Origin of the sequence: Thermaerobacillus caldiproteolyticus, assembly GCF_013761245.1 — a bacterium.
Classification (GTDB): domain Bacteria; phylum Bacillota; class Bacilli; order Bacillales; family Anoxybacillaceae; genus Thermaerobacillus; species Thermaerobacillus caldiproteolyticus.
Map to the genome: position 1 here is coordinate 18,592 of NZ_JACDUT010000010.1, position 23,847 is coordinate 42,438.

Genomic DNA, 23,847 nt, shown 5'->3' on the forward strand with positions numbered 1-23,847 from the left:
AAAATAAAATCAACATACTAACTGGTTGGTATATTGTTAAACAACATGAATATTCATAAGATAGAAGAATTTTTTATTTGAATGGAGAGGATAATATGTTCTTGCGCCTCACAGATGAACAGAGAATGGTCCAAAAAGCCATCAGAAAGTTTGTAGAAAAAGAGCTCATGCCTCTGGAAAATGAAGTGCTGAGAAATGAGAGAGAAGGAAGACCAAGCCTCCCGCCAGGTAAACTTAAGGAACTTCAATTAAAAGCAAAAGAAGCGGGGTTCTGGGGAATCAACACACCTGCGGAATACGGCGGCGCTGACCTCGGGAATGTCATGATGGCGATTGTAATTATGGAGGTTTCGAAAACGTTTGTTCCTTTCCAATTTGGAGGATCGGCAGATAATATCCTCTATTACGCCAATGAAGAACAGAAGAAAAAATACTTAATTCCTACCATCAACGGCGAGAAAAAATCATGCTTTGCCATGACCGAACCTAGTGCAGGCTCCGATACAAGAAATATTAAAATGACAGCAGTAAAAGACGGAAATGAATGGGTGTTAAACGGAGAAAAAACGTTCATTACTGGCGGAAATGAAGCAGATTTTGTCATGGTGATTGCCATTACTGATAAAGAAAGGCATAAGGCGACTTTAGGACGTGAAGGAGTCACATGTTTTATTGTTGACCGCGATATGGGCTGGAGATCCGAGTATATACATACGATGGGACAGTCAGGACCTGCCAGCTTAATATTTGAAAATGTCCGCGTTCCGGAAGAAAACATTTTAGGTGAATTGCATGGCGGTTATAAACTCGGATTAGAATGGATTGGATATGCGAGATGGGTTGTTGGAGCGCGAGCAGTCGGAGCTGCAGAACGTTTGCTGCAAATGGCGATCGATTATTCAAAAGAGCGCATCACCTTCGGAAAACCGATTGCAGAAAGACAGGCTATTCAATGGCAGATTGCTGATTCGGCGGTGGAAATCGAGGCGGCAAAATGGCTCGTGCTCAATGCAGCTTTTACGCTGGATCAAGGGGAGGATAACCGGCATTTAGCATCGATGGCGAAATTGTACGGTGCGAATATGGGAAATAGAGTCGTAGACAGAGTTCTGCAAATTCATGGTGGAATGGGTTATACGAAGGAGCTGCCAATTGAACGCTGGTACCGCGAAGCAAGACTTTGGAGAATTTACGATGGTACGGATGAAATCCAGCGCATGATTATTGCTAGAAATCTATTAAAAGGGCATGTAAAAATCGGTCAATTTATTTAATGTTGAAAGCGCTATCTAATGGATATTGGAGTATATATAATTTCAGGAGGAATGGAAAATGGGTGGAAGATTTGAAGGAAGAGTAGCATTTGTAACAGGCGGAAGCCGCGGAATCGGAAGAGCGATCGTTGAGCTCTTTGCAGAAGAAGGAGCAAAAGTGGCTATTATCGATTTGAATGAAGAAGCGTTGAATCAAACGACAAGCGAATTAAAAGCAAAAGGGTATGATGTTTATTCTAGAGTGGCAAATGTCACCGATGCGTCCCAAGTGGAAAGCGTGGCGAAAGAAGTAGTCGACACGTTTGGATCGATTGATATTCTCGTGAACAATGCAGGGGTGATTCGTGATAACCTGCTCTTTAAAATGACAGACTCTGATTGGGAAACCGTGATGGATGTTCATTTAAAGGGATCGTTTTATTGCGCTCGTGCCGTCCAAAAATATATGGTAGAGAAACAATATGGCCGCATCATAAACATTTCTTCCACGTCGGCTCTCGGTAACCGCGGTCAGGCCAATTATGCCACAGCAAAAGCAGGGCTGCAAGGATTTACAAAAACACTTGCCATCGAACTTGGGAAATTTGGGATTACTACTAATGCGGTAGCTCCTGGATTTATCGAAACGGATATGACAAAAGAAACGGCAAGACGAATCGGTATTTCATTCGAGGAGCTCATCAATATCAGTGTTTCACAAATCCCGGTTGGAAGAAGCGGAAAGCCGTCCGACGTTGCTCATGCTGTTGCCTTCTTTGCAGACGAGAAATCTTCCTTTATCAACGGCCAAGTCTTATATGTAGCTGGAGGCCCAAAAAATTAAGCGAAACGGGGTGACCATTACATGTTCACGGAACACATTGGAAAATGTTCTAATAAGGTTAAGAATATTGTTGAAAGAAGCGCTGTAAAAAAGTTCGTGGAAGCGATTGGTGATCCGAATCCAATCTATTGGGATGAGGAAACGGGAAAAAAATCAAGATATAAAAACAATATCGCTCCTCCAACATTTCCAAGGGTTTTTGATTACGGCGTGATTAATGAATTGAAACTTCCAAGTAAGGGGCTTATTCACGGTGAGCAAATCTTCCATTATGAACGTCCTCTTCTCGTAGGAGAAGAAATTATCTGTTACTCGAAAGTGGAAGATTACTATGAGAAAAAAGGAAGCATCGGTAAGTTAGGATTTTTGGTCATAAAAAGCTACGGGGAAGATCCGTCAGGTCAAATCATCTTCACTTCTACACAAACTATCATCATAACAGAAGCGGTAAGAAAGGCGATGATCGTGTGAAAAAGCTCATAGAATTACAAGTGGGAGATTCACTAGGAGAGGTGCAGCTCAATCCTGTTTCTCGGCTGGACTTAATTAAATATGCCGGAGCTTCCGGGGATTACAATCCTATTCATACCATTGATGAAGAAGCAAAAAAAGCCGGTTTACCGGGAATTATTGCACACGGAATGTGGACAATGGGAAATCTCTCAAAGCTGTTCACCTCTTATTATGAAGAAGGTTTTATACAGGATTATTCGGTCCGGTTCAAAGGAATGGTTTTTCTTAACGATGTCATTACACTAAAAGCAACTTTGAAAGAAAGAATTGGGAATAAACTGCGTTTTAACGTGTTGGCGGTGAATCAAAGCGGAAATGAAGTGGTAAAGGGAGAGGTAGTGTTTTCTCAATATTAAACTCTCTGCAGATCGGACATCCACTAATCACTTTAGGGATGAGCACGAAAATAATGTAATAGCATTTGTCATTGGAAGGTTTCTTAGCTGTGAAAGAAAGCCCGGTGACAAGAGGAATCTCTTGGTTACTGGGTTTTCGCTAAGTTGTTTTTATTTTACAAGGAGTGTGGGAAACAGTGAAAAGAGATGCTGTTATTGTTTCAGCGGTCCGCACAGCCATAGGCAGGCAAGGTGGTGCGCTCGCCTCTGTACCAGCGCATATATTTGGAGCGGAAGTGATCAAAGAAGCAATTCAACGGGCAAACGTCAGACCTGAAATGATAGATGATGTGATTTTAGGAAATGTTTTGAGCGGCGGCGGAAATATTGCAAGATTAACAGCGTTACAAACCGGTTTGTCCATTGAAATTACAGGATTAACCGTTGATAGGCAGTGCGGGTCAGGAATCAATGCAGTAAACCTAGCAGCACAGGCGATTCGTGCTGGAGATGGCGATATTTATATAGCTGGAGGGATTGAGAGCATGAGCCGGGCGCCATATTTAATGGACCGTCCGGAAAAACCATACAGTTCTACCCCTCCAAGTTTCCGGAAGTCACAGCTGTCACCGAAAGAAATTGGCGATCCACCAATGGGAATTACGGCGGAAAATCTCGTGAAAAAATATAACATTAGCAGAGAGGAACAGGACGAATTTGCGTTCAGAAGCCAGCAAAGAATGGCTGCTGCAATGGAGGAAGGCCGGTTTAATGAGCAAATTGTTCCTATTACCATTCCAGTCAGAAAAGGGGAGCCGATCGTATTCAAAACCGATGAACACCCTCGGCCCCAAACAACTATGGAAGCACTGTCAAAGCTCCAGCCTGCTTTTCTAGAAGGAGGTACCGTTACAGCCGGGAATAGTTCTGGTTTAAATGACGCTGCATCGGCATTGGTAATCATGTCAAGAGAAAAGGCAGAAGAGTTGGGTTTAACCCCGTTAGCCATTGTCAGAGAGTATGCCGTAGCAGGTGTAGACCCTAATATTATGGGGATCGGACCTGTTTCGGCGACAAGAAAAGTGCTGAAAAAAGCGGGGCTTTCCTTGGAAGATATCGATATCATTGAAATTAATGAAGCATTCGCCGCGCAAGTTATTGCATGTGACAGGGAACTGAACATGGACCCGGAAAAGGTAAATGTGAACGGCGGTGCGATCGCCCATGGGCACCCGCTCGGTGCAACCGGTGCCATCCTTATCACAAAGGCGGTATACGAATTAAAACGCTCTGGAGGAAGATATGCTCTGATTACGGCTTGTATTGGAGGAGGACAGGGGATTGCCACCATTATTGAACGTGAACAATAACACTGTTCAGTTGGCAAGAAATTATATGAACAACACCTAAAATTTTTAGTAGAGCTTTGAAATGTGCCGTAATTTAATTAATGAAAACTTCTACAGAAAGGAACGAACACATGAAGGAAAAAATTATCGAAACAAGCATTGAACTATTTGACCAGAAAGGCTTTAAAGAAACATCCGTACAAGATATTGTCGAATCTATCGGGGTGACAAAAGGAACATTTTACTATTATTTCAAAGGTAAAGAGGAATTGTTAGGAGATATTTGTTTGACCTATATTGAGGATCTCGTAAGGCAGCAGGAACAAATTTTAGAAGATCCTAATAAGGATTGTACAGCAAAGCTATATGATATTGTTTATATGCTGATCAATAACATTAAAACGCAGCGGAGAAGTGCGAGAATTTTCTTCCGTGAAATGAGACACTTAAATGAGTTGCACTTGCAGGAAATTAAAGCAAAGCGAAGAGTATTTCGCGAAAATTACCAAAAGTTAATTGAAGAAGGAATAACAAAACGAGAATTTAAAAATAATCCTAACCCAGATATGCTGACATTTGGAATTTTAGGGATAACAAACTGGAGTTATTACTGGTTTAATCCTGAGGGAGAAGTATCGGAAGAAAAGCTCGCTGAAATCTATGTGGACTTGATATTAAACGGAATTAAAAAATCAGATTAATCCTTTTTAGGTGAAGATCCAGCAAAATTTGATTTAAGTATTTAAAAAATATTCGCTTCATATAAATCATACTAACTTAGTTAGTGTCAAGCGGTAAGACGAGCGCCGCTACTTTTTTGTCATGGAAAGAGATACATGGCACCGATTGTGCATTCTCTTTTCATGCCCTTCCTTAAAAAAATTAGGTAAACTACCGCCGCTTTACTTCGGGTTGAAGTAGGAGAAGACTTTTTTCGGAATTATGTTAAAGGGGGTTACATCTTCCAGCTAACACGCTGTTGCAAATTCGCAGATAATTTTTCGATTCAGCGAAAGGATTATTGGGTGTCATCATCTGAATAAAGAAGGAGTGATTAATATGCTTACCCTCCACCATAAATTCTGGCCGAAAACGACAAAGTCTTTAATAGTCCCGCAAACCTCAATGTACGATAACCTCAAAGTTTCGGCCAATCGTTATCCTGACCATGAGGCAATCTATTACTATGGTCAAACAATGAGTTACCGTCAGCTAGATGATGAGGTTCATGCACTGGCTGGATATTTACAGCAAAAATTAGGCGTATCAAAAGGGGATAGAGTTTTACTATTGATGCAGAATTCTCCACAGTTTATTATCGCTTACTATGCGATTGTGAGAGCCAATGCCGTTGTTGTTCCCATCAATCCCATGCTGACAACCAGTGAATTAGCGTTTTATATAAAAGATGCTGAAATCAGAACTGCCATTATAGGACAGGAATTGTATGAAAAAGTGGCCCCGCTGCTTAACACAACCTCTCTCGATCATCTTCTTATAGCTGCTTACTCAGATTATATTAGGACCGATTTTGAAGGAAGTTTACCAAAAGAAGCAGAAGCTCCGCGGATCATCTTTGACAAGTCAAATCATTTTCTATGGATGGATGCGATAAACGCCAAATATTCACCTGGAGAGCATTTGTCTTATGCTGATGATCTTATCGTTCTTCCCTACACTTCCGGCACTACCGGGCTACCAAAAGGATGTATGCATACAAACAGAACCGTTCAAGCAAATACGGTTGGCGCTTATCATTGGTCAAGGGTTACACCTAATACGGTTCATTTAGCGACATTGCCGTTCTTTCATGTTACCGGTATGGTTCACAGCATGCACATGCCAATCTACAGCGGCAGCCGGATGGTCATCATGACAAGATGGAATCGTGATACGGCTATCGAGCTGATTAAGACACAAAAATGCACCCATTGGGTTACAATCAGTACGATGCTGGTCGATTTCTTATCCAATCCAACATTAAAACCGGAAGATCTCTCTTCTTTAACATCTATTTCAGGGGGAGGAGCTACGTTTCCGGAAGCATTGGGAGAAAAGCTTTATCAATTGACAGGGTTACACTTTGTGGAAGGATATGGACTTTCCGAAACGATCGCCCAAACCCACACTAATCCGCCAGACCGACCTAAAATGCAATGTCTCGGTATTCCAACATTTGATGTAGATGCACGTATCATTGACCCTGTAACGCATCAGGAGCTTGGGGTTGGCGAAGTCGGAGAAATTGTTGTCAATGGTCCGCAAGTGATGGTTGGCTATTATAACAGGGAGGAAGAAAACCGGAACGCCTTTATTGAACTCGATGGCAAATTGTTTTTCCGGACAGGGGATATGGGTCGTTACGATGAAGAAGGCTATTTCTTTATTGTGGACCGCGTAAAACGAATGATCAATGCTTCCGGTTTCAAAGTGTGGCCAACTGAAGTAGAGTCCTATCTTTACAAGCATCCAGCTGTCCAACAGGCATGTGTCGTTGGAGTTCCTGATCCAAAAAGGGGCGAAACGGTAAAAGCATTTATCATCTTACACGAAGGTTATGAAGGAAAAGTGAGAGAAGAAGACATTATCGAATGGTCGAAAAAGCATATGGCTGCTTACAAATATCCGCGTTATGTTGAATTCAGAAAGGAATTCCCGATGACAAGCAGCGGGAAAATACTGTGGAGAAAACTTCAGGAAGAAGAATGGGAAAAAGTAAAAACGAATCCAACGGCTGATCCACCTAAATCTACTTAAAAAAAGGGGGAGAACGGATGGAGATTTTCATACAGCAGTTATTAATGGATTAATATTTGGAAGCGTTTTCTATAAATTGTCACTCGTTATAGATTATAAGCAAATCTACTTGCTGTTTTGGGATTGTCTTTAGTTTTAGATGTCCGTACCGAAACGATCTCGTTCTTTAAAAAATAATACAATAAATGAGAATTGTCTTCACTTCTGCATATAGACGTGAATTTTATAATTATCAAAGACATAAATTTTTATGTTGCATTGTATCGGATGCCTTAAATGCAGATAAACACCGTTCGAATTTTTCGAACGGTGTTAAAAATAGTTGTTTAATATCTTGGAACAGTAACTAATCTTTTCACATAAGAATAACAATAAAGTGGTTTAAAAATCTCTATCTTCTTCAACGTAACTAGATTTGTGCTGATGGAATTTATAGTTATCAATCTTTATGGGTTACTCTTATAATTATCTTTGATCTGAAATGGTCGCACCATTATTTGCTGCACTTAATGCAGTCAGGTCGTTGTATGGAGGTCCTGTAGTGGTTCCAGCTAGCAGAACGATATCAAACTCATTTATAGGGATCCCCCACGAATTACCACTAAATGTTGTGAATGCCCGATCCACTAAAAAACCACCTTTAGTGTTGTAAACGACATTGTTATTTATCGCTCCTGTCGTATTCGGGTTAATATACATTCCTGTTCTCAGTGAATAAAAAGTATTATTTTCTAGTAATATATTAGAAACATTGTTCTGAGAAACAACTGCTCGATTGACAACCCATCCTGACATAGGGCCTGGCTGTGGTGGACCGTAGATTGTATTATTAATAATATTTACATTGGCTCCTCCCACTTGAATAAACTCTACCGCATATGGAATATCACTAGTCATGGTTAAGCCGTCGATCGTCACATTGTTGGCTGATACCAATAAAGGAATCACATTTGCTTGTAACAGTAGCAGCGGGTCGGATTCACCTAATAAAGTAATACCTGATTTATTAACGTTAATCTGAGATGTTATTGGATAGGTGCCTTCTAATATATGCACTGTGCCTCCAACATTAACTGCAGCTATCCCTTGTTGAATGGTTCCAAATGGATTCGCTCTACTTCCATCTCCTCCTACTGAGCCTGCACGGACAAATATATTGTTAGGATCTACGATCTGGTCAATTGCATCATCGAGCGCCTCTTGTACACTAGCTACGGTAGGATATCCTGAAACAGGTCTATTAGCTAACACCGTTCCGGCTACCTGATCTTTTTGTGCCTCTGTAAGACTATTGTATGCTGTGAGATCTAGCCCCAGTTGCGGGTCTTCGATAGCAGCACGCATCTCAGCTATAGTTTGGGCCTCATTTACAGCATCTAAGCCGCTGTTGTTTCCGGATATTACGTAGTCTGTTAGTTCCTTTGTGATCGTAATAACATTGTTTGTATTGAGAAGGTTGTCAAGTTCACTTCCACTTACGGTTACAAATTGCATTTTGCTGTAGAGGTCTCCTTGGAAAATCGTAAAAAGTAAAATCCCGTTTAGGAAGCTGTTTTGATCATTACCATAGGTAATGGTTTGTGTTTCTTCTGGATTTAAAGTAAATGAAACTGTCCCATCTTGATTGATTGGATCATTTCCTTCACGAATAAAGAGAGTGATCTGTAAAGTTGCTAGACTAGTGTTAATAAATGTTTTTGTACCTGCCATCTTATTTCCCCCCTCTTTCTTGTCTAGTAGATGCAATATACTATTAATAAGTTTGATGCATATACAAGACTTATTAGGAAAGAGTAGAATCTCTTTCTTATTACATAATATGTACAAGTCGACAAATCAGTGATATAAAAAAGAGCCCTTTTTATAGAAGGGCTCCTATAGTTCTATTATGATTTTAGAAAAACAAATTTTGATTGGAATTTTTTCTTGAACATAAAAATCCCTCGTGGCCAAACTGATAATGTAAGTGACTCGTTCTTACATGGGAGACAACCATGCCGCATAGTTGCGACACCATCAGAAGAATGAAAATATTATTTTTCAAGATAGTTGAATAAGAAAAAACAGTATTTTTCTACTAAAATCTTTTTTATATAGAAGTGATAACTAAGTGGAATGAAGAGGAAAATTTGAAAATTGCTTTAACAAAAACGAAAGTTTCAATGAGCTATAGCATTGATGAGGAGTCAGGACTGTATTTTAAAAACGTATACTTTGACATTAGCAATCATTATAAAAAATGATGATATCCATGAGCGGTTGGGAAAGGATTATCCAGAAGCTGTTCATCTCACTAAAAGAGTGGGGACAAATTAAGCATCACATAGCACAACATTCGTGAAATGAGATAAGAGTGATTTACTCATGATTCATATATCAAGAACGTTCACTGCGATTAAGAACGAAAGATATTGTTTTGTTTGTATGAATATGTACCGGATTTCACAGTTTTAGTGTCAGATAAAAAAGAAAACCCATGTATGTTTATAAACCAAGTTCCAAACACAACTAGAAACATTTTAGTATGAATTAGATAACATAAGTAGAATTGTAAATTTTAAAAGATGAAATCTTTACAATTTATTCATTGAACTTATTATATAAGTTTTTTATTATATAATCAGTTACTAATATTCTTTTATTACAAGATAAGAGGGGAGAGAATCATGTATTTCTTATGTTCCGGTAATTCTATTTGTTATTATTTTTATTTAATTACATAATTATATTTTTATATGATGATTGACGGATAAGGGGGAGATAGAATGAAGCAAGTTGTTGCGAGTGTGGAAGAAGTCGTGACAGTCTTGAAATTATTGGGCGACAAAACAAGACTAACCATTATGGCACTATTAGATAATAATGATTGTTGCGTGTGTGAGTTAGTTGAAGTTTTTCAGATAAGTCAGCCTGCCATTAGTCAACATCTTCGCAAGTTAAAAGATGCTGGTTTAGTAAAAGAAACGAGAAAAGCCCAATGGATCTTTTATTCTATGAACAAGGAACATGAAATGTATTCATTAATCAAAGATATTTTAGCTCATATTCCAGACCAGCAAGAAAAATTAGAGGAGCTTGAAAAAAAAGGAACAAAAATCTCGTGTGAGTAACGGAGAGGTGATAGTTTGCTTTCGGTCATACTGGCAGCATTGATTTTCCTCGTGACTTTAGTGTTTGTCATTTGGCAGCCAAAAAACTTATCCATTGGTTGGTCTGCATGTGGAGGGGCACTCCTTGCTTTATTAGTAGGTGTAGTTGATTTTAAAGATGTTCTCGATGTGACAGGCATCGTCTGGAATGCGACCCTTGCTTTTATTGCGATTATTATTATTTCATTAATTTTAGATGAAATTGGCTTTTTCGAATGGGCAGCATTACATATGGCGAAAGTGGCGAATGGGAACGGAGTGAAGATGTTCATCTTTGTTTCCGTTCTAGGAGCCTTAGTATCCGCATTTTTTGCCAATGACGGGGCAGCTCTAATTCTGACACCGATTGTTCTTGCGATGGTGCGAGCCTTACAGTTTGATGAAAAGAAAGTGTTACCTTTTATCTTGGCGAGTGGTTTTATTGCTGATACGACTTCGTTGCCGTTAGTGGTTAGTAACTTAGTGAATATTGTATCCTCCGATTATTTTGACATTGGGTTTGTTGAGTATGCATCACGTATGATTATTCCTAACTTTTTCTCATTAGGAGCTAGCATTTTAGTATTATATCTGTATTTTAAAAAAGATATACCGAAACAATATGATTTATCACATTTAAAGAAACCAAATGAAGCGATTAAAGACCATAAATTGTTTAAGCTTTCTTGGGTTGTACTAAGCATTTTATTGATTGGTTATTTTGTCAGTGAATTTACAAAGTTTCCTGTGTCTCTCATTGCAGGAGTTGTAGCGCTGTCTTTCTTATTCATCGGAAGAAGAAGCCCGGCTGTTCATGTTAAACGTATATTAAAAGGTGCACCGTGGGCGATAGTGTTTTTCTCTATTGGTATGTATGTGGTTGTCTATGGTTTAAGAAATGTAGGATTGACCAATGTATTAGCCGATGTGATTCAAGCAGCCGCCAATCAAGGATTATTCATTGGAACGATTTCCATGGGCTTCATTGCGGCGGTTCTTTCATCGATTATGAATAACATGCCAACGGTGATGATTGATGCTTTAGCGATTGCTGATACAAACACAACCGGTATTATTCGTGAAGGATTGATTTACGCTAATGTGATTGGTTCCAATTTAGGACCTAAGATTACCCCAATCGGTTCTTTAGCAACTCTCCTTTGGTTACATGTATTATCAACAAAAGGAGTCAGGATTACATGGGGAACCTACTTTAAAAACGGGATTATTTTAACCATTCCAACCTTATTCATTACACTTGTTGGACTTTATATATGGTTACTCATTATCTAAGAAAAGGAGTAGATACACATGAAAAAGAAAATCATTTACTTCTTATGCACTGGGAACTCTTGCCGCAGTCAAATGGCAGAAGGATGGGCCAAAAAATATCTTGGCGATGAGTGGGAAGTTTATAGCGCTGGCATCGAAGCTCATGGATTAAATCCGAACGCGGTAAAAGTCATGAAAGAAGTAGGGATTGATATTTCGAACCAGACATCGGATGTCATTGATCCGAAAATTTTAAATAAAGCAGATCTCGTTGTGACATTATGTGGCCATGCGGCGGACCATTGTCCAGTAACCCCGCCAAATGTGAAACGCGTCCATTGGGGATTTGATGATCCGGCAAAGGCGGAAGGAACGGAAGAAGAAAAATGGGCTGTATTTCAGCGTGTTCGCGATGAGATTGGTGAAAGAATTAAACGTTTTGCTGAGACTGGTGAATAACTCACTTCATGTGAATGATTTATAAACCATCATATCATTTATAGTTAAAAGCCGGTGAAAACTTTCGCCGGCTTGCCGTTTATCTTGTACAGTATGAATAAGATTGGCTAACGGAATAAATGGAACCTAAAAATCGTCGAAAAAAAAGGAAGTTTTTTCTTATGTTATTTATTTGCAAAATGAAATAATTTGGTATGATGCCATTAAGAGATGAAAAAAATTCTGTTCACGTTGATTACTTACTATGTCATTTACTATACGTTTCTTATTCAAAGAGAACGGCATTTGGAAACTAAGGAGCAAGGAAGTGGAGGAAGATGACTCCCTTTTTCAAATAATCTGTTCCAACGAAGCTAGGAGCTTATCCGCAGCAAAACGGATTAGCGTAGGAACGGACTACGGGAAGTTACAAGTTCTACAGGACGAAGACAAAAAACAAGCCGGCCCCCTGTACACTAAGGGGAGCCGGTTATTTTGTGTTCAAAATGTGTCTAAACGTACAATTTGCTCGAATTGGTATGGTGACTCGATTTGTTACTCCATCGGATTTTATTCCTAAACTTTGAGTTTTCGGACGCTATAAAAAAGAAATAAGGGATAGGTAATTTATCGATCCCTGTGTCGTGTTTTGCGACATAAGGTGATGGAGATGAGCGAAATATTACTCCGGTCACTTATGGCTCGAATGAGGTAACGAGAGGGTGTTTCAGAAAATTACTGTTCCAGCAGGTTAAATAAACCAGATTATCGGCAGTTCTATATGAAAAAGCCGACTGATGAACACCATCTCTTCTTTACAACATACCTTGGAGTATCCAAAGTAATTGTACCATTATTAGTCACAACCTATAGATCAATAGCCCACTCTTACAATCTTGGCATGATATCCTGACAATTAGAGAGTAGTTGCTTTCTGGCTTGAATCAGCCACCATAACCACGTCTCTGTTTCTCATCTCTCATCTCTTCATTTACTTTATTAGCTTCTTGTAGGTATTCTGTTTCAAATCCGCTTTTTACGGCCCAAGCATAGAACCCAAGGGATAAGCATGCAATAATAATCATATCCCAACCATATGGGATAATGTTTATGCCCCCGAACTTTTCACTTCCCAGATAGGAGATACACATCATAGATAACAAGTACATAACCATCCAAATCCCTGCTAAGAAGTTCTTTCGAAATCCCTTCCATTTTATTTTTGCTTGATAATAGAAATAAATAGGAAGCCCGATCATAATAATGAGCAACACCTGTCCTGTAAGCGGCCAACGTGCCCAATACAGAGTTAAAGAAGCAAAGATAAATCCGCATGGTGCAATAATACGCAGTCCCTTGAGACGAAGAGGGCGGTACAGATGCTTTCCTGTTCGTCTTAATGTCATTACGGTAACAGGCCCCGTAATATAAGATATTAGGGTAGCAACGGAAATTACCTCTGCCAATACGCCCCAACCTTTAAACAAAAACAAAAAAATAAAACATACAGCCAAATTAAAAAACATAGCTGGACGTGGAACCCCGTAAATAGGATGTAGTTTACCTAAAACACCCGGCAAATATCCATTCTTTTGCATTCCATATATCATCCGGGCGGTTGTAGCAGTATAGGTTATTCCTGTACCGGAAGGAGAAACAAAAGCATCAAGGTATAATAAGATCACTAGCCAATTTATATTCAAAGCAATTGCTAAGTCGGCAAATGGAGAATTAAAGTTTAAATGATGCCAACCGTGTACAAGCATGGAAGGATCGACAGAACCGATAAAGGCAATCTGTAACAGGACGTATATAACCGTTGCAATCAGAACAGAACCCACTACTGCAATAGGAATGGATCGGCCTGGTTTTTTAGCTTCTCCTGCCATATTAATTGGACTTTGAAATCCATTAAACGCGAACACAATGCCGGACGTAGCCACTGCTGTCAACACACTTGACCATCCATAAGGCGCCATACTGTGCCCGTAGGTAAAGTTTTCCCCGTGAAAGCCAACGAACAAGAGTGCACCAATTGTCGCGCCGGGGATGATAATTTTAAATATTGTTATAAGTGAGTTTGCTTTTGCAAACAAACTTACGGTCCAGTAATTGAGGAAAAAGTAAATAAGAATTAACACAGAGGCAATACCAAGACCTTTTGGCGTAAGCATTCCGTTTTCTACTAAATCATGTGTCCACTTCGCCCAATCCCATGGCCACGAGCTCATATATTGCACAGAAGCGATTGCCTCCACCGGAATAACGGAAACAATAGCAATCCAGTTTGCCCAAGCAGCAACAAATCCTGCAAAAGATCCATGAGAATATTGTGTATACTTTACCATTCCCCCGGCTTCGGGAAACATGGTACCCAATTCACTATAAGAAAGAGCGATGCATAGGATAACAACCATCCCAATAATCCAAGAAAAAATAGCGGCTGGACCGGCGATTTGGGAGGCCTTCCAAGCACCAAATAACCAACCGGATCCTATGATGGATCCAAGACCCGTCATAGTAAGCGCGAAAGTTCCCATCTTTCGATGCATAGTATTCATCATTTTACCCCTTTCATAAGTATTGTAATAACTTAGAGAGACAAAAGGTAGATTCCATAGACCAATTTCAGAGGGGGATAAGCCAATGCATTTATTTTAATAAATATATCAAATAATTTCAAAAGGTTATAAAATACAAAAAGCACTGGTCAATCAGTGGCTTTTACAAGACGAAGCGACAAGTTAGCGACAAGTTAACGAATTGCGACAATTCGCTTACTACGCTAACCAAAGAAAATTGCCTAGGTTCAGCTATTCTTTCTGTTTAACGTGTCCATGTTCTTGACATACTCTCATTCCTTCGAAAATTATTGTCCCTACATCGAGAGGAGATTTATTATGGGGAGTCTGGCAAGGATTTAGAGAAATAAAAAAAGTTATGAAAAGTATTCCTCTTCCTCAAATGATCGCAGTTGAACCTTTTCCTAGGTTAACGGCAGTTTTAAAAGGAGAAGATTACACAAATTCCTTTCACGGTCAAACAGTTCTGAAATCTATCGCCGGCTCTACCGTTACGTATCAGGCAGTGGCGGCGATAAAAGAGTCTAGAGGAAAGGCTGTGATTGTATCCAGTAAAGAAGCATTTATCGCACAACAACATTTAATGAAGAAAGGGATCTTTTTGGAACCCTCTTCGGCTTCCGTGGTTAGTGCATATGAAAAATTAAAGCAATACGGAATGATTCGAGAAAAAGATGTGATTGTCACAATAGGAACATCTCTGGATTTGTCGAAATTTAACTATTCTTAAAAACTCAAAATCCGCAACTTCATTCTGTTCGGCTCTGCACGTTATTTTATGAATTTTAAAAAATAGGGGGGAGTTAAACTGAATCGTTCTTTTTATGCTCTTCTTGTTAGTCAGACTTCAACAAATCTAAGCTTTGCGCTTTATATCATGGCTGTTGTCATGTATTTATATAATGAAACTGGTTCTACTACTTTGTCTACGACGGCCACTTTGATTAGCATTGCCTCTCGGATGGTAAGTGGTATGTTTTTACCAGCCATATCTGACCGATTTAAATTGTCAACTTTGTTAATGCTGTCCCAATTAACACAATTGGTTTTCCTTTCAGGACTCATCATACTCATTCATCAGCGGCTATCGGTATTTATTTTGGTGTTGCTCTTTGTGTTTATGTCATTTATTTCTTTTTTTAACGGATTTTTCTCACCTATAAAAAGTTCAATCGTTAGAGCAATTGTATCTGAAAGGGATAGAGTAAGAGCAAACAGTTTCATATCAAGTGTTGACCAGACATTTTTGTTTGCTGGATGGACATTTGGTGGGTTATTATTGTCAATTTTAGGTAAGGCGGCAACGCTTGGTATCGCATTTTTCTTAATTTTATTATCAGTTGGTAGTTTGTGTATGGTAAAAGTAAGCGAAATATCGAATATTGAATCAAAAGAGGGATTGATCAGCCGTTTGACAGCTGGATGGAAGTACCTTTTTCAGCATCAAGGATTACGGATTATGATTGCCATGGACTTGATAGAAGCTTTTGTCGGAACGATTTGGATTGGAGCTGTTACTCTTACCTATGTCAAAGAAGCCTTAGGAAAAAGCGAAACATGGTGGGGCTATATCAACGGTGCCTATTATCTGGGAACAATTATAGGAGGACTTATGGTTTATCGTCTTTCCAAAATGATGAGAGGACGTTTGGCTATATTTATGATATTTGGCTCTATGATGTTTGGTTTACTAACGTTTATCTATGGATTTGTATCAAATCCGTATCTCGCATTATTTTTGGTACTTTTAATGGGGCCTTCCTATCAAATCAGAGATCTTGCACAGGAAACCATGTATCAAAATAGTGCTAGTGAAAAAATTTTAACAAAAATTCTTTCAGCTAAAAATGCTCTCGTCCAACTCATGATTATTTTTTCAATCATTGGGATAGGAGTTCTGACAGACTTAATAGGAGTTCGTCTCGTTTACATATTGTCAGGATGCTTGTTGATGTTCTCGGCATTGTTTGGTTTTGTTCATTTATATGTTCGCAAAAAAGGATTATATTTGGAATCTGAAAGTGCTTAAATATAAATACCCGTGCTGTTTAGCAGGTATAGTATTTATGTCAAGAAAATGGACACGTTAAACGGAGAGAAAAACTCTTTCCATGGCACTTTGATGCATCTTGAATCCTGTTCACACTAAATTTGTTGTTGAAAATGTGTCGAATTTTTACTATCCTTGTGTCAGTAAATATTATGTTGATATTTTTTCGACAACAGATAAAAACTTGATATATATACATCAACAAAAAGAGGGGTATTATGAAACCAACACCAGCAATCTGTTTTGCAGCAGATGTCAAACAGTCCAAACGGATGAAGAAAGACCATTTAATTTACGCACTGGAAGAATGCCAACAGACAATCAACAAACAATTTGAGCATGACCTGCTTGTTCCGTTTGCTATTCGGAATGGCGATGAACTCATTGGCGTCATGAAAAACTTTTCTAATGCCTATTCGCTAATCATCCATATTTTCCAACAGTCACAGCTCCATCGTTGTCCCTTTTATTTAGGCATTGGGATTGGCGAACTGGAAACGGATGAAATAAACGTTCATACGATGAATGGAAGCGCTGTGTTACATGCATTTGCCGCAAGGGACAAACAACTAAAGGAAAAAGGTGAGAAAGCGAAAATTTGGAATGATATTGAGACTGAAACAAGCTTTTATTTTTCAGCCGAACTTGTCCCCCATGAACCACTTAACGCATTATTAAATTTTATTGTAACAACAAAACGAAAATGGACGGATAAGCAAAAACAAGTTATCGAATTAATTGAAAAATTTCCCGAATGGACGTATGAAAAAATCGGAAAACATTTAGGATACAAATCACCCATTTCCACCGTCAGTTATTTATTGAAACGTGCTGATTACCAAAAAGTAAAAGCGGTAGAGGATAGCTTTACCCAATTGCTATTGTTGTATGAAAATCTTTTGAATCGTAGGGAGCGATAAATTTGTGGATTTATTTTTACGCTGCTCATTTGTTAGGGGATTTTATTTTCCAATCGGATCAATTAATAGAGCAGAGAAAGGACAACCTTATAGCTACACTAGTCAAGCATGTTACCATTCATGCTATTTTAATGGGAATGGCTTGTCTCTTGATTGCACTTGCCAGTCCATCCATTACTAGTGCGACCCTTCGCTCATTTGGACAAGCCGTTTTTTTGATCGCTATTTCTCATTATGTCATTGATTACGGAAAAATGAAATTAAGCAAAAAAATAAATGGAGTAGGTAGTCAAGCATTGTTGTTTCTCATTGATCAGGTTCTTCATTTTTTGTCAATTATTTTGGTACTTCGTTATTTCACGACCGCTACGTCAAATATCCAAGCATTTTATGTGATGTTTACAGGTAATGCTAGTATTTATGAAAAGGTTACCGCTACTATTTGTATCTTTATCTTAGCCACCTATGGAGCTGGTTATTTCCTTGGAATTCTCTTGCAAAATATTGCTCCAAACAACGAATTACAAGAAGGAATATACCGCTTATCAGATGAAAAGACAGAAGTAAAAACGAAATATGAAAGTGATGGAAGAAAAGAAACAGAAATTATCACTATCAAAACGGAACAGTACTTTCATGATTCACCAGCAAAAATTGGTCAAATCATCGGCATGTTAGAGAGGACTCTCATCGTGATCCTAATGATGATTCATTTACCACAGGGACTTGCCTTTTTAGCAGCGTTAAAAACATTAACCCGATTTAAGCAATTTGAACATAAACAATTTGCCGAATATTATCTGATTGGAACACTATCAAGCTCTATGATCGGAATTTTACTGGGAGTAGTTGCTTCAAATATATGGTGAAAATGACTGGTATAATCGAGTGGAGTATTATTTAAAGTTTTTATAAGGGGATAAAGCCATGACAGCTTTCTCTTATTCTAGTCAACTTTGATTCTATCAAAGAGGAAGCGGCATGGCTTTTTCTATACTTTGTTTTTACGCAATTACGTAGACGAAAAAGTGAGAAAAAGAATATTATTTTGACTTTTATCAAGATAGTAGTAAAATGGAAATGTAATCGTTTTATCTTTCATGAACGTGTTGCAAAACATATCATCCGTGTATATATAAATGCGGTGGCCTTTAGAGAACAACCGCGTTGGTTAGGTTTCTCGCTGTTCTGCATTCTTGTGCATACTCTAGTTTTGCAACACCCTTTTTAACACTAGAACTGGTGTGGACAAAAGGGGATCAATCAATTATGTAAGGCGTATTTAATTAGCTTTGGAGGGTATTCAAAAATGAACACGCTTAGTGACAGCTTCAGAAATCCATGGGAAAAGTTTCACGGTCCAAATCTTGGATATGTCATGGAAATGTACGAACAGTACTTACAAAATCCAAGTCTGGTTGATCCAGAATTGAAAGAGTGGTTTGACCGATGGGGGCCTCCCGAGTTTCAGGGCACTAACAACGATGATGACCCGAAAGACGTTGTACATCACACAAATGTACCTGCAAACTTGTTAGAAAAATATGTTCAGGCAGTCAAATTAGCCGACTATATTCGTACTTTCGGTCATTTGGATGCCAAAATTAATCCATTAGAAACGTCTGAAAAAGATTCGTGTCATATTGATATTCAAAGGTTCGGATTAACAGAAGATGATTTAAAATCTATCCCTTCTTCCATTATAAGTCTGTATTTGCCTAACCATATTAAAAATGCGTTTGAGGCGATTCAATATTTAAAAGAGGTCTATACATCCAAACTAGCGTTTGAATTTGGTCATGTTCAAGATGTAGAAGAAAAAAAATGGCTATTACAAATGGTTGAGTCAGGCAGCTATCGACCTTCTATCTCTAATGAAAAGAGAATGGAACTACTAAAACGGTTGACCGAAGTAGAGGTATTTGAACAATTTTTACATCGGACATTCGTTGGGCAAAAACGTTTTTCTATTGAAGGCATTGATATGTTAGTTCCATTACTCGATGAAATGATTTCAGAATCTGTACAAAAAGGAACAAAGCTGATTAATATTGGAATGGCCCATCGGGGTCGGTTGAATGTACTGGCGCATGTATTAGGAAAGCCTTATGAAATGATTTTTGCGGAATTCCAACACGCACCAAATAAGGAATTGATTCCATCCGAAGGTTCTATCGGCATTACATATGGATGGACGGGCGACGTCAAATACCATTTAGGATTAGATCGAAAAATTAAGAAAGAGAACACTGTCCGGACCGTTATTACCTTAGCTAATAACCCAAGCCATTTGGAATATGTCAACCCTGTGGTTGTCGGCTATACGCGGGCCGCTCAAGAAACTCGCAACAAGCCTGGTTTTCCTGAACAAGATGAGAATAAGTCATTTGCCATTTTAATCCATGGTGATGCGGCATTTCCAGGACAAGGGGGAGTGGCGGAAACGTTAAATTTAAGCCGGTTAAGAGGCTATCAAACAGGCGGCACGATCCATATCATTGCGAACAATATGATTGGATTTACGACGGAAAGTGAAGATTCCCGTTCTACGAAATACGCGAGCGATTTAGCAAAAGGATTTGAAATTCCAATCGTTCATGTTAATGCAGACGACCCAGAAGCGGTGCTCGCAGCCGCTCATTTAGCTGTTATTTACCGACAAACATTTAAGAAGGATTTTTTAATTGATTTAATTGGATATCGTCGTCACGGTCATAATGAAATGGATGAACCAGCCGCGACCAATCCATTAATGTATCAAACTATTCGTAAACATCCGACTGTTCGCCAGCTCTATGCCACTCAACTGGAACAGCAAGGGATCATCCAGTCAACGGAGGAAGTTGATCGCTTTGCCAAAGAAGTGGAGAAGAAACTGCAAGCAGCTTATAGAAAAGTGGCGGACTTAAAGGAAGAACTCGATTATGAAATGAATCCACCGGAAGTAGCGGAAAAAGGCATTCCGAAAATCAATACAAGCGTACCTGTTAATGTGCTCGAACAAGTAAATCACGAACTTGTGCAATGGCCAGATGGGTTTCACGTATTTAATAAATTGGAACGAATTTTGAAGCGGCGCATTACCGCTTTTCAAGAGAACAAAATCGATTGGGCGCATGCCGAAGCGCTAGCATTTGCCACCATCCTTCAAGATGGAATTCCAATTCGATTAACAGGACAAGATTCAGAAAGAGGAACATTCGCCCAACGTCATCTTATTTTACATGATGACAAAACAGGAAAAATATTTTCGCCGCTGCATCAGCTATCAAACAGTAAGGCGTCTTTTGCGATTCATAATAGCCCGCTGTCCGAGACGAGTGTGCTTGGGTTTGAATACGGTTATAACGTATTTGCTCCCGAAACGTTAGTGCTGTGGGAAGCGCAATTCGGTGATTTCGCGAATTCCGCCCAAGTCATCATTGATCAGTTTATCGCATCGGGAAGAGCGAAATGGGGACAAAAATCCGGTCTTGTTATGCTGCTCCCACATGGGTATGAAGGACAAGGACCTGAGCATTCCAGTGCCCGTTTGGAACGGTTTCTTTCATTAGCTGCTGAAAATAACTGGACAGTCGCCAATATGACGAAATCATCGCAATATTTTCATATTTTGCGTCGTCAAGCATTGATTTTACAAAAAGAAGAAGTGCGGCCGCTTGTCATTATGGCACCAAAAAGCTTATTGCGTCATCCATTGGTCGTATCAGGAGCATCGGATTTGAGTAAAGGAAGCTTCCAACCGGTGTTGCCACAACCAGGGTTAGGACATGATGCCGAGAGAGTCGAACGCTTAATCCTATGTTCGGGTAAAATCGCGATTGATTTAGCGGAAAAATTAGAAGAAGTGAAAGACAAGGATTGGTTCCATATTTTACGGGTAGAAGAATTATATCCATTCCCAATGGAGGAAATTTCTCGTTACATCAAGCAGTTCCCGAATGTAAAAGAAATAGTCTGGGTGCAAGAAGAGCCGAAAAATATGGGAGCTTGGAACTTTGTAGAGCCTCGACTGCTTACATTGGCGCCTGCGGGAGTTCAAGTCTCTTATATCGGTCGCAGAAGACGCTCTAGTACGGCGGAAGGCGATCCGATTGTTCATAAAAAAGAACAAGCACGAATTATTAACCAGGCATTCACACGTTCGTAACTCTGGAATGACCAAAATACAAACGAAAATGGCGAAAGGGGATATAACAGTGGCAGAAATCAAAGTACCAGAATTAGCAGAATCGATAACGGAAGGGACTATTTTTCAATGGCTCAAACAACCGGGAGATTTTATTCATAAAGGAGAGCCGATTGCGGAGTTAGAAACCGATAAAGTCAATGTCGAATTAATGTCTGAAGAATCAGGGGTCATCACTAAATTACTATTTAATGAAGGGGATACAGTCAGAGTAGGGGATACAATCGCCATTGTGTCAGAAGAAGCAGAAGCAAACGTTCCACAAGAAGAGGAACCACCACAGCAACCGGGAAAGGAAGAACCAAGCCAACCGGTAGCTGTAAAAGAGGAGCCCGTTAAAGAAGAATCCGTCACAAGACCAACTCAACGACCGGTTGCTTCACCAGCTGCGAGAAAACTAGCCCGAGAAAAAGGAATTGACTTATCCAAAGTGACGCCAGTTGATCCGTTTGGCCGTATACGTAAACAAGATGTAGAAGCGTATTCAAATCAACCGGCTAAATCGGCACCAACTGTGGAAGCAGTCAAACCGACGATACCTGATATGTTTGAACCGGAAAAACCAGTGGAACGAATGAAAATGTCTCGACGCCGTCAAACGATCGCGAAACGGCTTGTGGAAGTTCAACACACAGCGGCGATGCTTACAACATTTAACGAAATTGACATGACAGCGATTATGGATTTACGCAAACGTCGAAAGGATGCGTTTTATCAAGAACATGATGTACGGCTCGGCTTTATGTCTTTCTTCACAAAAGCAGTCGTAGCGGCATTGAAAAAATATCCGCTGTTAAACGCAGAAATTCAAGGTGACGAAATCATTGTGAAAAAATACTATGATATCGGGGTAGCCGTATCGACAGACGAAGGCTTAGTGGTTCCTGTTGTGCGCGATGCGGACAAGAAAAATTTTTCTGAAATTGAACGAGAGATTTTACACTTAGCGACAAAAGCGCGCGAAAACAAATTAAGCTTAAAAGACTTGCAAGGTGGTACCTTTACCATTACCAATGGCGGGGTGTTTGGCTCGTTAATGTCCACACCAATTTTAAACGGACCGCAAGTCGGCATCTTAGGAATGCACAAAATTCAACTTCGTCCTGTTGCCATCGATGAAGTGCGCATGGAAAACCGTCCAATGATGTATGTAGCATTATCATATGATCACCGCATTATTGACGGGAAAGAAGCAGTTGGTTTTTTAGTGAAAGTAAAAGAACTTCTCGAAGATCCAGAGCAATTATTATTGGAATCATGAGGGAATTTTCCCTCATGATTTTTTATTGAAATAATATGAACTCTTCAAACTCTTAAATAATTAAACCCCCAAAAACAACAACCTTATGTAATTATCGGGCTAGTCGTTTTTGAGGTTTCTACATTCTTAGAAAGTAAAAGGATCAATAGCTCGGTTTGTTTATACAGGTAGTTTTTTATCCGCTTTTGGCGTTTTGATTCCAACCATAAAATAATTGTCTTTTACTTTTAGACAGAAGGGAGTAAGAGAATTTGGAGATCCGTCTTTAAACAAATTCCCTAAAACACGGCCAGCGTGAGGTCAACAACTGTTTTCTAAGCCTTCATTTTCTCTCATCATAAGTACCAACAATAATCCTCAGCCCGTCATTAAAGAGATCATCAACCGTACGTCCTGAAGTAAAATATTCTTCTATGCCTGCCACCATAGTAGGGTGATCTTTTTTAAACTTCTCAAGATCAAAATGTTTAAGTCCTTCCGGAGAGAGAGGAGTTTGCTCTTCAATTACATACCCAAAGGTGTAGTGAGTGGCAGTCAGAACAATCAAGCGGGATTTCCGAAGACTGACACCGGCACTATGAAGTGAGTGTATAGCCACTTCAGATATTTTAGCCATCGTTAATGATAAATGCGCTCCCGCGACAACACGACCGCCATCGGTATACGAGAGCATTGCTTTGCGCAAGCGGTTAAGAGTATGGATAAGCCACTCTTGCCAAGGCTCGCCATCGCCTCGTGGCTGTAAGTCGGCAAATTCCGTCTGCAAAATCGCTTCGGCCATTTCGTTAACCAGAGCGGCCTTATTGTTAAAATGCCAATACAAAGCTGGAGCCTGAACTCCCAGTCTTTTAGCCAGTTTTCGCAGTGTTACTCCCTCAAGACCACTTTCATTGAGCAATTGCAATGCTTCTTCTATAATTTGTTCCTTTCTTAATGCCATCGTATTTCTCTCCTCG

19 protein-coding genes are annotated in these 23,847 nt (G+C 39.4%); 16 read left to right on the top strand and 3 right to left on the bottom strand.

The genetic code is table 11. The annotated features are described in order from the left end of the window. Positions 1 to 95 precede the first annotated feature (95 nt). From HNR31_RS14335 to HNR31_RS14365, 7 genes are all read left to right on the top strand, one after another. Complete coding sequence (locus tag HNR31_RS14335; protein WP_181556911.1) at positions 96 to 1,274, top strand: acyl-CoA dehydrogenase family protein; 1,179 nt, start codon at positions 96 to 98, stop codon at positions 1,272 to 1,274. A gap of 58 nt (positions 1,275 to 1,332) precedes the next feature. Next, positions 1,333 to 2,097, top strand: a complete 765-nt coding sequence (locus HNR31_RS14340) for a beta-ketoacyl-ACP reductase (protein WP_181556912.1) — start codon at positions 1,333 to 1,335, stop codon at positions 2,095 to 2,097. A 21-nt stretch (positions 2,098 to 2,118) separates the two neighbouring features. Further along, positions 2,119 to 2,568 (top strand): MaoC family dehydratase N-terminal domain-containing protein, encoded by a 450-nt coding sequence (locus tag HNR31_RS14345; protein ID WP_181556913.1) that lies wholly within the window; start codon positions 2,119 to 2,121, stop codon positions 2,566 to 2,568. Then, complete coding sequence (locus HNR31_RS14350) at positions 2,565 to 2,966, top strand: MaoC family dehydratase (RefSeq protein ID WP_181556914.1); 402 nt, start codon at positions 2,565 to 2,567, stop codon at positions 2,964 to 2,966. The genes HNR31_RS14345 and HNR31_RS14350 overlap by 4 nt, the downstream gene beginning before the upstream one ends. Positions 2,967 to 3,142: 176 nt before the next feature. Then, complete coding sequence (locus tag HNR31_RS14355) at positions 3,143 to 4,315, top strand: thiolase family protein (protein WP_181556915.1); 1,173 nt, start codon at positions 3,143 to 3,145, stop codon at positions 4,313 to 4,315. Positions 4,316 to 4,425: 110 nt separating this feature from the next. Next, positions 4,426 to 4,995: a TetR/AcrR family transcriptional regulator gene (locus HNR31_RS14360; RefSeq protein WP_181556916.1), complete on the top strand. Its 570-nt coding sequence runs from the start codon at positions 4,426 to 4,428 to the stop codon at positions 4,993 to 4,995. A 358-nt stretch (positions 4,996 to 5,353) separates the two neighbouring features. Further along, positions 5,354 to 7,051, top strand: coding sequence for a long-chain fatty acid--CoA ligase (locus tag HNR31_RS14365; protein WP_181556917.1), 1,698 nt, complete (start codon positions 5,354 to 5,356; stop codon positions 7,049 to 7,051). Positions 7,052 to 7,516: 465 nt separating this feature from the next. On the opposite strand, the gene HNR31_RS18920 is transcribed toward HNR31_RS14365, so the two are convergent. Then, positions 7,517 to 8,761, bottom strand: coding sequence for a right-handed parallel beta-helix repeat-containing protein (locus HNR31_RS18920; RefSeq protein ID WP_258561098.1), 1,245 nt, complete (start codon positions 8,759 to 8,761; stop codon positions 7,517 to 7,519). Between the two features lie 1,055 nt (positions 8,762 to 9,816). Here HNR31_RS18920 and HNR31_RS14375 point away from each other — a divergent pair. From HNR31_RS14375 to arsC, 3 genes are read left to right on the top strand one after another with little or no spacing between them, the layout of a single operon-like run. Next, entirely contained in the window at positions 9,817 to 10,161 is a 345-nt protein-coding gene (locus HNR31_RS14375; protein WP_181556918.1) for an ArsR/SmtB family transcription factor, read from the top strand. A 15-nt stretch (positions 10,162 to 10,176) separates the two neighbouring features. After that, complete coding sequence (locus tag HNR31_RS14380) at positions 10,177 to 11,472, top strand: arsenic transporter (protein WP_181556919.1); 1,296 nt, start codon at positions 10,177 to 10,179, stop codon at positions 11,470 to 11,472. Positions 11,473 to 11,490: 18 nt separating this feature from the next. Beyond that, positions 11,491 to 11,910, top strand: coding sequence for an arsenate reductase (thioredoxin) (arsC, locus tag HNR31_RS14385; protein WP_181556920.1), 420 nt, complete (start codon positions 11,491 to 11,493; stop codon positions 11,908 to 11,910). A 923-nt stretch (positions 11,911 to 12,833) separates the two neighbouring features. On the opposite strand, the gene HNR31_RS14390 is transcribed toward arsC, so the two are convergent. Next, the gene (locus HNR31_RS14390; RefSeq protein ID WP_181556921.1) at positions 12,834 to 14,450 is read right to left on the bottom strand and encodes an APC family permease; all 1,617 of its coding nucleotides are present in this window, start codon (positions 14,448 to 14,450) and stop codon (positions 12,834 to 12,836) included. A 310-nt stretch (positions 14,451 to 14,760) separates the two neighbouring features. Between HNR31_RS14390 and HNR31_RS14395 the strand changes: the two genes are divergently transcribed. The 6 genes from HNR31_RS14395 (at position 14,761) to odhB (ending at position 22,891) form a co-directional block, all read left to right on the top strand. Then, positions 14,761 to 15,201 (top strand): pyridoxal-phosphate dependent enzyme, encoded by a 441-nt coding sequence (locus HNR31_RS14395; RefSeq protein ID WP_309505725.1) that lies wholly within the window; start codon positions 14,761 to 14,763, stop codon positions 15,199 to 15,201. Positions 15,202 to 15,279: 78 nt separating this feature from the next. Next, positions 15,280 to 16,500 carry an MFS transporter gene (locus HNR31_RS14400; protein ID WP_181556992.1) on the top strand — a complete coding sequence of 407 codons (1,221 nt, stop codon included), beginning with the start codon at positions 15,280 to 15,282 and terminating at the stop codon, positions 16,498 to 16,500. A gap of 239 nt (positions 16,501 to 16,739) precedes the next feature. Further along, complete coding sequence (locus HNR31_RS14405) at positions 16,740 to 17,441, top strand: SatD family protein (protein WP_181556922.1); 702 nt, start codon at positions 16,740 to 16,742, stop codon at positions 17,439 to 17,441. 2 nt (positions 17,442 to 17,443) lie between these two features. After that, entirely contained in the window at positions 17,444 to 18,310 is an 867-nt protein-coding gene (locus HNR31_RS14410) for a DUF3307 domain-containing protein (protein ID WP_181556923.1), read from the top strand. Between the two features lie 440 nt (positions 18,311 to 18,750). Continuing rightward, positions 18,751 to 21,591 carry a 2-oxoglutarate dehydrogenase E1 component gene (locus HNR31_RS14415; RefSeq protein WP_181556924.1) on the top strand — a complete coding sequence of 947 codons (2,841 nt, stop codon included), beginning with the start codon at positions 18,751 to 18,753 and terminating at the stop codon, positions 21,589 to 21,591. 49 nt (positions 21,592 to 21,640) lie between these two features. Then, positions 21,641 to 22,891 (top strand): 2-oxoglutarate dehydrogenase complex dihydrolipoyllysine-residue succinyltransferase, encoded by a 1,251-nt coding sequence (gene odhB / locus HNR31_RS14420; protein WP_181556925.1) that lies wholly within the window; start codon positions 21,641 to 21,643, stop codon positions 22,889 to 22,891. Positions 22,892 to 23,213: 322 nt separating this feature from the next. Here the strand turns inward: odhB and HNR31_RS14425 are convergent, their stop codons facing one another. Next, on the bottom strand, positions 23,214 to 23,831 hold the full coding sequence (locus HNR31_RS14425; RefSeq protein WP_181556926.1) for a TetR family transcriptional regulator: 618 nt from the start codon (positions 23,829 to 23,831) through the stop codon (positions 23,214 to 23,216). Positions 23,832 to 23,847: the final 16 nt, after the last annotated feature.

Bases quoted from the DNA above. Each gene is read 5' to 3' on its own strand.
- HNR31_RS14390 (WP_181556921.1), bottom strand. From the start codon at position 14,450: ATGAATACTATGCATCGAAAGATGGGAACTTTCGCGCTTACTATGACG.
- HNR31_RS14335 (WP_181556911.1), top strand. From the start codon at position 96: ATGTTCTTGCGCCTCACAGATGAACAGAGAATGGTCCAAAAAGCCATC.
- HNR31_RS14360 (WP_181556916.1), top strand. From the start codon at position 4,426: ATGAAGGAAAAAATTATCGAAACAAGCATTGAACTATTTGACCAGAAA.
- HNR31_RS14375 (WP_181556918.1), top strand. From the start codon at position 9,817: ATGAAGCAAGTTGTTGCGAGTGTGGAAGAAGTCGTGACAGTCTTGAAA.
- HNR31_RS14365 (WP_181556917.1), top strand. From the start codon at position 5,354: ATGCTTACCCTCCACCATAAATTCTGGCCGAAAACGACAAAGTCTTTA.
- HNR31_RS14425 (WP_181556926.1), bottom strand. From the start codon at position 23,831: ATGGCATTAAGAAAGGAACAAATTATAGAAGAAGCATTGCAATTGCTC.
- arsC (WP_181556920.1), top strand. From the start codon at position 11,491: ATGAAAAAGAAAATCATTTACTTCTTATGCACTGGGAACTCTTGCCGC.
- HNR31_RS18920 (WP_258561098.1), bottom strand. From the start codon at position 8,761: ATGGCAGGTACAAAAACATTTATTAACACTAGTCTAGCAACTTTACAG.
- HNR31_RS14405 (WP_181556922.1), top strand. From the start codon at position 16,740: ATGAAACCAACACCAGCAATCTGTTTTGCAGCAGATGTCAAACAGTCC.
- HNR31_RS14415 (WP_181556924.1), top strand. From the start codon at position 18,751: ATGAACACGCTTAGTGACAGCTTCAGAAATCCATGGGAAAAGTTTCAC.
- HNR31_RS14345 (WP_181556913.1), top strand. From the start codon at position 2,119: ATGTTCACGGAACACATTGGAAAATGTTCTAATAAGGTTAAGAATATT.
- HNR31_RS14340 (WP_181556912.1), top strand. From the start codon at position 1,333: ATGGGTGGAAGATTTGAAGGAAGAGTAGCATTTGTAACAGGCGGAAGC.